Annotated in this window: 13 protein-coding genes; 12 read left to right on the top strand and 1 reads right to left on the bottom strand. The window is 29.3% G+C overall.

Going from position 1 to position 12,097, the window contains the following annotated elements; all coding sequences use genetic code 11:
- Positions 1–73 precede the first annotated feature (73 nt).
- The 12 genes from BLP60_RS01230 (at position 74) to BLP60_RS01175 (ending at position 11,477) form a co-directional block, all read left to right on the top strand.
- Positions 74–808: a basic amino acid ABC transporter substrate-binding protein gene (locus BLP60_RS01230; RefSeq protein ID WP_092062148.1), complete on the top strand. Its 735-nt coding sequence runs from the start codon at positions 74–76 to the stop codon at positions 806–808.
- A 63-nt stretch (positions 809–871) separates the two neighbouring features.
- Entirely contained in the window at positions 872–1,657 is a 786-nt protein-coding gene (locus tag BLP60_RS01225) for an amino acid ABC transporter permease (RefSeq protein WP_092062145.1), read from the top strand.
- Positions 1,647–2,384: an amino acid ABC transporter ATP-binding protein gene (locus tag BLP60_RS01220; protein ID WP_092062141.1), complete on the top strand. Its 738-nt coding sequence runs from the start codon at positions 1,647–1,649 to the stop codon at positions 2,382–2,384. The genes BLP60_RS01225 and BLP60_RS01220 overlap by 11 nt, the downstream gene beginning before the upstream one ends.
- A gap of 10 nt (positions 2,385–2,394) precedes the next feature.
- Positions 2,395–2,877: an HIT family protein gene (locus BLP60_RS01215; protein ID WP_092062138.1), complete on the top strand. Its 483-nt coding sequence runs from the start codon at positions 2,395–2,397 to the stop codon at positions 2,875–2,877.
- A 17-nt stretch (positions 2,878–2,894) separates the two neighbouring features.
- Positions 2,895–3,242, top strand: coding sequence for a LapA family protein (locus tag BLP60_RS01210; RefSeq protein WP_092062135.1), 348 nt, complete (start codon positions 2,895–2,897; stop codon positions 3,240–3,242).
- Entirely contained in the window at positions 3,242–4,366 is a 1,125-nt protein-coding gene (locus tag BLP60_RS01205) for a tetratricopeptide repeat protein (protein ID WP_092062132.1), read from the top strand. The genes BLP60_RS01210 and BLP60_RS01205 overlap by 1 nt, the downstream gene beginning before the upstream one ends.
- Entirely contained in the window at positions 4,359–6,998 is a 2,640-nt protein-coding gene (gene mutS, locus BLP60_RS01200; protein WP_234970920.1) for a DNA mismatch repair protein MutS, read from the top strand. The genes BLP60_RS01205 and mutS overlap by 8 nt, the downstream gene beginning before the upstream one ends.
- On the top strand, positions 6,988–7,398 hold the full coding sequence (locus BLP60_RS01195; protein WP_092062129.1) for a hypothetical protein: 411 nt from the start codon (positions 6,988–6,990) through the stop codon (positions 7,396–7,398). The genes mutS and BLP60_RS01195 overlap by 11 nt, the downstream gene beginning before the upstream one ends.
- Positions 7,399–7,402: 4 nt before the next feature.
- Positions 7,403–8,653, top strand: a complete 1,251-nt coding sequence (gene lysA / locus BLP60_RS01190) for a diaminopimelate decarboxylase (RefSeq protein WP_092062126.1) — start codon at positions 7,403–7,405, stop codon at positions 8,651–8,653.
- A gap of 13 nt (positions 8,654–8,666) precedes the next feature.
- Positions 8,667–10,733: a succinate--CoA ligase subunit alpha gene (sucD, locus tag BLP60_RS01185; RefSeq protein ID WP_092062123.1), complete on the top strand. Its 2,067-nt coding sequence runs from the start codon at positions 8,667–8,669 to the stop codon at positions 10,731–10,733.
- A 25-nt stretch (positions 10,734–10,758) separates the two neighbouring features.
- Complete coding sequence (locus BLP60_RS01180) at positions 10,759–11,232, top strand: 23S rRNA (pseudouridine(1915)-N(3))-methyltransferase RlmH (protein WP_092062120.1); 474 nt, start codon at positions 10,759–10,761, stop codon at positions 11,230–11,232.
- A gap of 26 nt (positions 11,233–11,258) precedes the next feature.
- Positions 11,259–11,477, top strand: a complete 219-nt coding sequence (locus tag BLP60_RS01175; protein ID WP_092062117.1) for a hypothetical protein — start codon at positions 11,259–11,261, stop codon at positions 11,475–11,477.
- On the opposite strand, the gene rsmG is transcribed toward BLP60_RS01175, so the two are convergent.
- Positions 11,447–12,055 carry a 16S rRNA (guanine(527)-N(7))-methyltransferase RsmG gene (gene rsmG, locus BLP60_RS01170; RefSeq protein ID WP_092062114.1) on the bottom strand — a complete coding sequence of 203 codons (609 nt, stop codon included), beginning with the start codon at positions 12,053–12,055 and terminating at the stop codon, positions 11,447–11,449. The two genes, BLP60_RS01175 and rsmG, sit on opposite strands and share 31 nt — an antisense overlap.
- Between the last annotated feature and the right edge of the window lie 42 nt (positions 12,056–12,097).

The following is a 12,097-nucleotide window of genomic DNA, read 5'->3' as shown; positions in this document are numbered from 1 at the left end:
TTGACCAAGCAACCACAATAAACTAAAAAACCAGTCTTGGTGTTAAATCAATATTTTTTTAAGGAGGACGAGGATGTCAAAAAAAGTGTTATTGTTTCTCTTATTGGGTCTTTTTATGGCTCATACGGTTTGGGCAAGAACTATTGTGTTTGCAGTTGATTCCACTTGGCCCCCAATGGAATTTGTAGATGAAAACAAGGAAATTGTAGGTTATTCTATTGATTACATGAAAGCAGCTGCTAAAGAAGCAGGCTTTACTCCTGTATTTAAAAGCACTGCTTGGGATGGTATTTTCGCAGGATTAGCTAGTGGTAGTTATGATGCTATTTGTTCTTCAGTAAGTATTACTAAAGAAAGACAAAAAGCAATGGACTTCAGTATTCCTTATTTTAAGGTAAGACAAGCTTTAGTTGTTCCTATTAATAGCAAAGCAAAATCTCTTGAGGATTTAAAAGGTAAAAAAGTTGGTGCACAAATCGGAACTACAGGATATTTTTCCATAAAAAAAGTAAAAGGTGTTATTCCTAAATCATATGATGAAATTGGGTTGGCAATGCAAGATTTAGTCAATGGACGCTTAGATGGTGTAATTTGTGACGACCCTGTTGCTGCTAATTATGCTTTAAGAGAAAAGAATTTTGCTAAAAAATTAAAAATTGCAGCAATTATTGAGGCTGGTGATGAATATTATGGAATTGCTATTCGTAAAGGAAATAAAGAAGTATTAGATCTTATAAATAAAGGTATTAAAGCTGTAAAAGAAAAAGGAATTGAAGATCAACTTAAAAAGAAATGGTTTGGACAATAAAAGTTTAAGGGGAGAGGGTACATCCCCCTCCCCTAATTAAATGAATAAAGGAACTATAAAATTATGGGCAAAAATAAGTCTGTTAAAATAGATGTAACGGATGGAGCAGCAATTCCAACTAAAAAAGATAAAGGATTGTTAACTGCTTGGCGTATCACTTTACTTTCTTCCATAGCGCTTTTGCTTTATCTTATTATTGTTCATCCTGATCCTTATTTAAAAATATTAACCTTTGTTTCTGATGGTATTTTAGTTACGTTTGAAGTTACCTTTGCCTCAATTTTTTTCTCTCTTATCGTAGGGTTAATTACTGGTTTAGGTAGGATCTCAAAAAATAAATTTATAAATCTAATTGCCTCTGTATATGTGGAAGTAATTAGAGGTATCCCTCTTCTAGTGCAATTATTTTATATTTATTATGCTTTAGGAAGCTTTTTCCAAGTACCACCATTTGTGGCAGCAATTACAGCTATGACTATTTGTTATGGTGCGTATATGGGAGAAGTCTTTAGAGCAGGTATAGAATCTATAGACTATGGTCAAACTGAGGCAGCAAGATCTCTTGGTTTTAATCGAAGACAAACTATGTTTTATGTAATCATTCCTCAAGCCATGAGAACAATTTTGCCTCCTGTAGGAAATGAGTTTATTGCTCTTTTAAAAGACACATCTCTTGTATCTATTTTAGCAGTTGGTGATCTTTTACGTAGAGGTAGAGAATTTGCTACAGAGACTTTTGCTTATTTTGAGACCTATACAATGGTAGCTTTAGTGTATTTACTTATAACATTAATTCTATCCAAAATAGTAAGCATAACTGAAGAAAAGATGAGGCCATATGAAAAGTAAATTCATTATAGATATCCAAAATGTTTACAAATTTTTTCATAATGTAGTAGCATTAAAAAATGTTTCTTTACAGATTAAACCCAAAGAAAAAGTAGTAATAATAGGACCCAGTGGCTCTGGTAAATCCACTCTTCTTAGAACAATCAATAGATTGGAAAAAATAGATAAGGGTAAAATAATTGTCGATGGTTTTGATATCACAGATCCCAAATGCGACATTAATAAAATAAGAATGGAAGTCGGGATGGTGTTCCAAAATTTTAATCTTTTTCCTCATAAAACGGTTTTACAAAACATTACTATGGCTCCAATAAAATTAAAAAAAATACCACTAAAGGAAGCCAATAACATTGCCTTTTCACTTTTAAAAAAAGTAGGAATAGAAGATAAAGCTCATGTCTACCCTGCTCAACTTTCTGGTGGACAACAACAAAGAGTGGCTATTGCTAGAGCACTAGCAATGAAACCTAAAGTTATGCTATTTGACGAGCCAACTTCTGCCTTAGACCCTGAGATGATTGGAGAAGTATTAGAAGTCATGATCAATTTAGCGCATGAAGGAATGACAATGGTGGTAGTAACGCACGAAATGGGTTTTGCTAGGGAAGTGGCCGACAGAGTAGTATTTATGGATGAGGGGGAGATTTTAGAAGTTGGTTCTCCTGAGCACTTTTTTATGAATCCAGAGCATCCCAGAACTAAAAAGTTTTTGAGTCAGATTTTATAGGAGAAATTTTATGCGGACTTTATGGGCGCCATGGAGAATAGAATATATCTTAGGTCCCAAGCCAGATGAATGCGTATTTTGCATACCCAAGACAAAGGAACAAGATGAAGAAAGATTGATTTTACATCGTGCAGAGCACTGCTTTGTAGTAATGAATAAATATCCATATATGAGCGGACATATCATGGTAACCCCCTATAGACATGTTTCTTGTCTTAGCGAACTAACAGATGTAGAATCCCAAGAAATTATGTCTTATTTAAAAATTTGTACTAATATATTAAAGCAAGTATTTAATCCTAATGGAATTAATATTGGTCTAAATATAGGCGAAGCTGCAGGTGCAGGCATAGAAGAACATCTCCACTTCCACATTTTACCTAGGTGGATAGGAGATCATTCTTTTATGGCTGTAATCAATGAAACATCTGTGATTCCCGAACATTTAAAAAAAACATATAAAAAGTTAAAACCTTTTTTTAATAAAATTTAAACCATAAGGAGTTAAAAATGCGTTACATTAAAGTTATCTTTTTAATTGCCTTGTTTTTCTTTTCAATGCTTTTTTTTATTCAAAACACTGAATTAATTAGTACAACTATATCTCTCAAGTTAGATATTTTTGGAAACACCTTTGCCACCCCTAATATTCCTGTTTATCTTTTAATTTTATTAGCTTTTGTTTTAGGAGCCCTATTTACTTTAATTTACCTTATCTCTGATAGAATGAAACTTAGTAAACAAGTTAAAGAATATCGTCAAAAAATAAGTGAATTAGAAAAAGAATTAACGTCTCTTAGAAACATACCTTTAAATGATAATGATTATGTTGCTCCAAATACTACAGAAGGGTCCTAATGATTTTTTTTAAAAAATTTTTAAATAAAATTTTCTTTAAAAGACAGATAGATTTATTCCCAAGACAAATAAAAAAGAAAAATCAGCTATGGTATCTCCCTGCAGGAGAGGATACCATAGCTGCTATTAATCAATTAAGTGCAGTTGTAAAAGATAATCCCGACGCCATAGAAATATACCTTGCTTTGGGTAATCTTTTTAGAGCCCAAAGTGAATTAGAACGTGCTATTTTAATCCGTCAAAGCATAATAGCTAGACCTAATCTTCAACCAGCTTTTAAGGCAAGAGCATGGTATGAACTTGGGATAGATTACAAAAGAGCTGGACTTGTTGATAGAGCCATTTATGCTTTAAAACAAGCAGAAAAAATTGCTGGCAAAAATAAAGAAATATTAGAAATTTTAGCTAAAATTTATGCTCAAAGTGGTGATTTTAAGCAAGCAGCTTATTATTATAATCAATTAAATAACAATATAGCTTATGCTCATTACCTCATAAAGTGGGCCAGACATAATAAGCAAAATAACCGAGAAAAATTAAAATTAATAAAAAAAGCTTTAGAAGCTTATATCGGTAGTCCAGAGGCATGGTTAGAATTACTTTTAATATATTGGCAAACCAAACAAATAAAAGATTTTAAATCTAATTTAAAAAAAGCTTTATCTTCAGTTCATTCTAGTATTAACTTCACAATTTTAGAGGGCATATATCAGCAATTTAAAGATAACACAAAAGAAGATATTAGTCCTTTTGTTGAGATTATACATGATATTATCACTAATGTTATAACAACAATAAATAAAGATATTTTATTAACCTATTATAATGCAAGATTTTTATTATTAATTGACGAAAAAGAAAAATCACGAATTTGGTTAGATAAGACATTATTATTAGATTCTGAATTCTGGCCAGCACGTTTAATCTTGTTACAGTTAGATATGGATAAACAAGCACTGTCCCAAAATTTTAAAACACATCTTAATTTTTTTATTTCAAAAGCATTTAAAGTTAAACATTTTATTTGTAAAAGGTGTGGTTTAAAGCGAGAAAATTTATTTTTTTTATGTCCTAGATGTGCTTCTTGGCACTCTATTACATTTCGTAAAAATCTAAATGAGTAAAAAAAATTTTAACTACCCTTCTAAATTAAAATTAACGCCAATGCTTGAACAATACCTGGGTATAAAACAAAATTACCAGGATTGTTTGTTATTTTTTCGAATGGGAGATTTTTATGAACTTTTTTTCGAAGACGCAAAAATAGCTGCCCGGGAATTACAAATAGCTCTTACTTCTCGTAATCCAAATGCTGATACTAAAATACCCATGTGTGGAGTTCCCCATCATGCAGTTAATGAATATTTAAAAAAACTTTTAAATAAAGGATACAAAATAGCAATTTGTGATCAAGTAGAGGATCCTAAACTAGCTAAAAAAATTGTTAAGAGAGAAGTAACCAAAGTTTTAACCCCAGGAACTGTTGTAGAAGATTTAAATCTTGAATCCAAAAACAATAACTTTTTAGTCTCCATTTTTTGGAATGAAAAAAAACAACAAGGTGCAATTGCTTGGGCAGATTTTTCCACAGGATTTTGGACAGGTATCCAAACCTCTAGTTTAGAAGAAATTTGGCAATGGTTATTTAAGTTAAATCCTAATGAAATACTTGTCCCTGATAATTTTAATCTTCCCATAAAAAACCACAATATTTTTAAAGACAAAATTCGTATTCTTCCTAAATCATCTTATTACTCTTTAAATACAGGTACTGAGCTTCTTTATAAAGCAGAACAAATAACATCTTTAAAAACTTTAGATTTAGAAGATAAACCAGAGCTTGTAAGAGTATGCGGAAGTATTTTGTCTTATCATTTACAAACCCAAAAAACTAATAAGTTTCATCTTCACTCTTTTACAGTATTAAATCCAACTAATTATTTAATTTTAGATGAGATTACAGAAAGAAACTTGGAATTATTTACTCTTTTAGACGGAAAAAAAGGACCTGGAACCTTAATCTATATTTTAGACAATACACTTACTCCAATGGGCGGGCGTCTATTAAAAGAACGTTTATCTAAGCCTTGGCGTAAAGTTAAAATTATTACTCAACATCAAGAAGTTGTTTCCTTTTTTTATACATCAGATGAATTAAGAAATGAAATAAGATCACTTTTAAACAAAGTATATGATTTAGAAAGATTAGCAATACGTATTTTTCTTTCTAAAACAACGCCAAAAGATTTAGTATCATTGAAAGAAACTTTAACAATATTGCCTCAAGTCCATTTACTTTTAAAAAAACAAAAAAATATTCCTCATTTTTTAATACAAAATTATAAAAAATGGGATAATTTAGAAGATATAAAAGAAATTTTGGAAAAAGCTATTTTAGATAATCCCTCTCCTCTTATTACTGAAGGTAATATTTTTAAATTAGGATTTGATAAGCAATTAGATGATTTAATAGATCTTACTGAACACGGAGAACAAAAATTAAAAGAATTATTAAAAAAGGAACAAGAAAAACACAATATACCTCAGCTAAAGTTAGGATATAATAAAGTATTTGGATATTATTTAGAACTTAGTAAAGTTCATAAAGATAAAGTTCCATCCTATTTTGAACGAAAACAGACTTTAGTAAATAGTGAAAGATTTATTACTCCAGAACTAAAAGAATTGGAAGATAAAATTCTTATTGCTAGTGAAAAAAGAAAACTTAGAGAATATGAACTGTTTCAATCTTTAAGAGATCAATTGGCACAACAAAAAGATCGTTTTTTATTTATGGCCAAACAAATTGCAGAATTAGACTATTGGCAATCACTAGCAGAGACAGCTCGTAAATGGGGATGGACAAAGCCTGAAATTACAACCTCTTTGGAGCTAGAAATTAAACAAGGTAGGCATCCAAGTATTGAAGGAGTAATTGGTAAAAATAACTATATTCCTAATGACATTATTTTGTCCAACGAAGCGAAATTGCTTATCATTACAGGACCTAATATGGCTGGAAAATCTACAATCTTACGGCAAACAGCAATTATTTGCATTCTTACTCAGATGGGATCTTTTGTTCCTGCTTCATATGCCAAAATAGGAATTACTGACCGAATTTTTTCTAGAGTAGGTGCTTCAGATAACCTCGCTCAAGGACAATCTACCTTTATGGTTGAAATGACTGAAACTGCTAGGATTTTAAGATTAGCAGGAAGAAAAAGCTTAGTTATTTTAGATGAAATAGGAAGGGGAACAAGTACTTTTGATGGCATGGCTTTAGCGTGGGCAGTGGCAGAAGAATTAAGTAAACGCCAAGTAAGAACTTTATTTGCAACACATTATCATGAACTAACCCAATTGGAACAAGAATATCCTAATATTAGAAATTTTAACATTGCAGTAAAAGAATGGAAAGGCGAAATTATTTTTTTACGAAAACTCATTCCAGGTCCTGCTGATAAAAGTTATGGTATTGAAGTTGCTAAATTAGCTGGAGTACCTAATCAAGTTATTGCAAGAGCAAAAGAAATTCTTAACGCTTTAGAACAAAAAGAAGCTGAGATAAAAAAGAAGATTATTCAAAAAAACCTTTTATCTTTTCTTCCAAAAACAAAAAATTTTAACCAAAAAATAGCCACACACCCTATTTTAGAGGAACTAAAACATATAGATCCAAATAATCTAACACCAATAATGGCTTTAAATATTTTAAATAGTTGGAAACAAAAATGGGGAAAATATGAAAATTAAAAAAATTATATATTTTATTTTAATTTATACAATATTTTTATTTGGATGTGGGAAAAAAATATGGCCAGAACCATCTGTTGCAGAAGATAAATTACAGGTTAAAATAAATAAAGTCGAGTTTCAAGAACAATGTTATAAAATCTTTTTTTCTATAAAAGGTAAAAAATATAATATTAAAAAAATTTTACTTCAAATAGAAACTAAAAATGATTTTATATGTACTAAATGTCCATTTAGCTTAAGCAAGGAAATTCAAATAGATTATAAAATGCAAAATAATTTATATTATTCTAAAATTTGTCTCCCAAATAAAATATCTAGAATGAGATTAAAAGTAATTAATATTTATACTTCCATACAACCAATAACATCAAATATTTATATAATAAAAGGAGATTGAGACCATGCATTACTTTGAATACAAAAATGGTGAACTTTATGTAGAAGATATTAGTGTTAAAAAATTGGTTCAAGAATATGACACTCCTCTATATATTTACTCTGCAAAAACTTTTAAAAGGCACTTTAAAGCCTTTGACTCTGCCTTTGAAGGGTTAAAACATTTAACCTGTTATTCTGTAAAAGCAAATTCTAATTTATGTATTTTAAAGTTATTGGGCCAGTTAGGATCTGGAATGGATATAGTATCTGGAGGAGAATTATTTAGAGCATTAAAAGCTGGAATAGAACCTAAAAAAATAGTTTATTCTGGTGTGGGAAAAAGAGAACATGAAATACGAGAAGCTTTACTAGCAGATATTCTTATGTTTAACGTAGAATCAGAAGCAGAACTTATAAAAATCAATAAAGTTGCTTCTGAAATGAATAAAATTGCAAGAGTAAGTTTAAGAATAAACCCTAATGTTAATCCTGAAACTCATCCTTATATCTCTACAGGCTTGGAAAAAAATAAATTTGGCATACCAGAAGATTATGCTCTAGAAATATACAAACTTGCTCACAATCTTTCTAATATAGAACCAGTGGGCATTGACTGTCATATTGGTTCTCAACTTACTTCTATTTCTCCTTTTTTAGATGCCCTTGATAAAATTTTAGATCTTTATTTAAAATTATTGGATCTAGGGATTAAAATCCAATATTTAGATTTAGGAGGAGGACTTGGAATTCAATATAAAGAAGAAGCTCCTCCCCACCCTATAGAATTTGGTAAAGCCCTAAAAAAGCGTCTGCAAAATAAAAATATTACGTTAATTTTAGAACCTGGAAGAGTAATTGCAGGAAATGCAGGCATTTTAGTAACAAAAGTACTTTATACAAAAAAAGCTCCTAAAAAAAACTTCATTATTGTAGATGCTGCTATGAATGATTTAATACGCCCTTCTCTTTATGGTTCTTATCATAAAATAGAACCTGTTATTCAATCCTCTGCTCAACAAACTATTGTGGCTGATGTAGTTGGACCTATTTGTGAGTCAGGTGATTTTCTCGCCCAAGATAGAAAACTACCTAAATTAAAAGAAGGAGATTTATTAGCTGTATTTTCTGCTGGAGCATATGGTTTTACTATGTCTTCTCAATATAATTCTAGACCAAGAGCTGCTGAAATATTAGTAGATAAAGACAAAATTATATTGGCTAGAAGAAGAGAAGTTTATATGGATTTAATTAATTTGGAAGATAATTGTATTTAAAGGAGAATATTTTATGAAATTAAATGAGCATAAAAGTAAACTTTTACTTTCGCAATACAATATTCCAATTCCTAATGGCTGTTTAGTATATCCAAAAGATATAAATGATTTTCAAACAAACTTTGACTTTCCTTGGGTTATAAAAGCTCAAGTATTAACTGGAGGAAGAGGAAAAGCAGGTGGTATTAAGATAGTTTCAAATAAAAATGAATTTTTAACAGAATCTAAAAAAATTTTAAATATGAAAATAAAAGGAGAAAATGTTCCTTTTTTAAGGATAGAACAGACTATTTCTATTCAAAAAGAGTTCTATATATCTTTTAGCATATGCAGAAATAAAAAAGCTGTTGTTTTTACAACTGGCAAGGAAGGAGGAATAAATATAGAAGAAAGTGGAAAAGAAAATTTATTAATTCAAAAAATAGATTTAAATTATGGAATAAAAGACTTTCAAATAAAAAATAGTTTTTTCCATTTAAAACAAGATAAAAATATATTTAATTCTTATTATCAACTTATAAAAAAAATATATAATTTATTTATACAAAATAAGGCATTATTAGTAGAAATAAATCCTATGGTTTTAACATTAGAAAATAATTTTGTAGCATTAGATGCTAAGATAGAACTTGATGATAGTTATGTAGATATTTGTCCAGAGTTAAATAAATATTACTCTCCAGAGCATAAAACCAAAATAGAGAATACTGCCCGAGAATTTGGATTAAGTTTCCATAAATTAAATGGATTTGTTGGGATGATTGTAAACGGTGCAGGATTGGCCATGGCTACCATGGATATATTAAATTTTTCTAATCTTCCTCCTGCAAATTTTTTAGACTTAGGTGGAGGAGCAACTCCAGAACGAATGGAAAAGGCATTTTCTCTTCTTTTCCAAGACAAAGATGTGAAGATAATTTTTATCAACATTTTTGGTGGTATCCTTTCATGTGATAAGGTTGCAAAAGCATTAGCATCTGTACTTACTTCTCCTCCTCCTAAAAAAATAGTAATAAGGTTTTCTGGTTTTAAAAGCCAAGAAGCAAGACAAATTATAAAAAAATTAAATTTCTCAAATATTTTCTTAGCTTCTGATTTAGAAGAAGCTGTTTCTATTTTAGCAAAACAGACCAAAACAAGTCTTAATTTGCAATTTTCTAAATGTTTTACTGAAAATAAACAAATAAAAGACAGCACCCCCTTATCTTCTACTTTTCCCCTTAACCAATATTCTCAAGTATTAGTTCAAGGCATAACAGGGAAAGAAGGGACATTACATACTAAGCAAATGTTAGAATATGGAACCAAAATAGTGGCAGGTGTCACTCCTTTTAAAGAAAATGAAACTGTATTCGGTGTTCCAGTATTTAATTCAGTGCATAATGCGTGCAAACAATTCAAAATTGATGCTAGTATTATTTTTGTTCCAGCTAAATTTGCTCCTGATGCAATTTTAGAAGCTATAGATGCCAATATTCCCTATATTGTATGCATAACAGAAGGTATACCACAACAGGAAATGTTAAAAATCATTCCTTACCTTAAAAACTCTAATAGTATTTTAATAGGACCTAATACTCCAGGATTAATAATACCTAATCAAATTAAAATAGGAATAATGCCCCATAATATCTTCAGACAAGGCAATATTGCAGTTTTATCACGTTCAGGCACACTTACTTATGAATGTGTATATCAACTAAACAAAATCGGGCTTGGACAATCTATATGTATAGGCATAGGAGGTGATCCTTTTGTAGGAACAAACTTTAAAGAAATCATTCCTTTTTTAGAAAAAGATTCCACTACTCAAGCTCTTTTAGTCTTAGGAGAAATAGGAGGAAATGCAGAAGAAGATTTAAGTTTTTATTTAAAAAAGATTAATTTTTCTAAGCCATGTTTTGCTTTTATTGCCGGACAAACTGCCCCTCCAGGAAAACGTCTAGGGCATGCTGGAGCTATATTAGAAGGAGAAAGCACTTTGCAAGATAAACTAAAAACTCTTAAAGAAAATAATTTTATTTTGTGTTCCCAATTAAATACTATAGCTCAAACAATACAATCATACTTACATACTTAATTTAAAATTGATTGAAAGATATTCGATGAAGCTAACATATAATATAAAAATTATTCGAGTAGGTAAAATAAAAAATAAGTATTTTTATAATGCATCAAAATTATATTTTGATAGGATAAAAAATATATGTAACATAAAAGAAATAATAATAAAAGAAGTTAAGGCAAAAAACTTTTCTACTATTATAAACCAAGAAGGTAAAAATATAATTAATAAAATAGATAAAAAAGATTTTATAATACTACTAGATGAAAAAGGAAAACTATTTAACAGTATAGAATTTAGTAAAGTTATAGATAATATATGCACTCAACAAAAAATACCTTGTTTTATAATAGGTGGATCATATGGTAATAGCCAACAAATTAAAAATAAAGCTGACTTATTAATATCTTTATCTCCATTAACATTTTGTCATGAGTTAGCTTATGTTGTACTATTAGAACAAATATATAGAAGTTTAACTATTATTATAGGTCATCCTTATCATAATGAGTAAAAAAATATTTATATTGGAGGAATTTTATGTTAAACGAAAAATTTTTAAATGAATTAGAAGATTATTTAAAGTCTGGCAAATTAGAGGAAGATTTTGAATATTCTTCTGAAGAAAGAAGAATGGAGATTTTAGATTATTTAGAACGAGTGATGGATATAGCAGAAATAGCAGATGAAGTAGCTACTAGATTAATTTTTAAAAATTCTCAACTTGGTCAAATGTTTGGCTTAAAAGACCAAAAATAACGACTTTTCTCTTCTATTTGATAAGAATAAACTGTTTCTAACTGCCAATTACTGGGAAGTTTTTTTGGCTTTGGTTTATTAGCCAATATTACTACCCTACCCTTTCTTTTTTTTAAAAGAGGATAGGCTATTTTCAATACTTGGAGATAAGGTTTAAAAGCTCTAGCAATAATTATATCAGCAGAATAATGATATTCAAATAAATTTTGAGCTAATTCTTCTAATACATAAGTATTAGAAAGTTGCAATTTAAAAATAACATTTTTTAAAAAAATTGCTCTTTTTTTTCTTATTTCTACTAAATAATAATCTCCAGCTTTATGTATTATCCTAAAAGGTATTCCTGGAAGTCCTGCACCTGCACCCAAATCTATAAAAGTCAATTTCTTACTTTTAAAAACAAGACTCTTTTTAAAAAAGTCAGCTAGAAATAAGCTATCGCTAATTAAATAATTTAGAATATCTTCTCTATTTTTAAAGCCAACAAGATTTACTTTACTATTCCATTTTAATATTAATTCAATAAAATACTCTATTTGTTGCTTTTGTTCTAAAGAAATTAAATTGAATATACTCATTTCAAAGTTTCAAATTCAAATAATAAAGTTAAAATAAAAAAC

Source organism: Desulfonauticus submarinus (assembly GCF_900104045.1).
Classification (GTDB): Bacteria; Desulfobacterota; Desulfovibrionia; order Desulfovibrionales; family Desulfonatronovibrionaceae; genus Desulfonauticus; species Desulfonauticus submarinus.
Note: the sequence above shows the minus strand (reverse complement) of the source record. Positions and strands in the feature narration are given on the sequence as shown.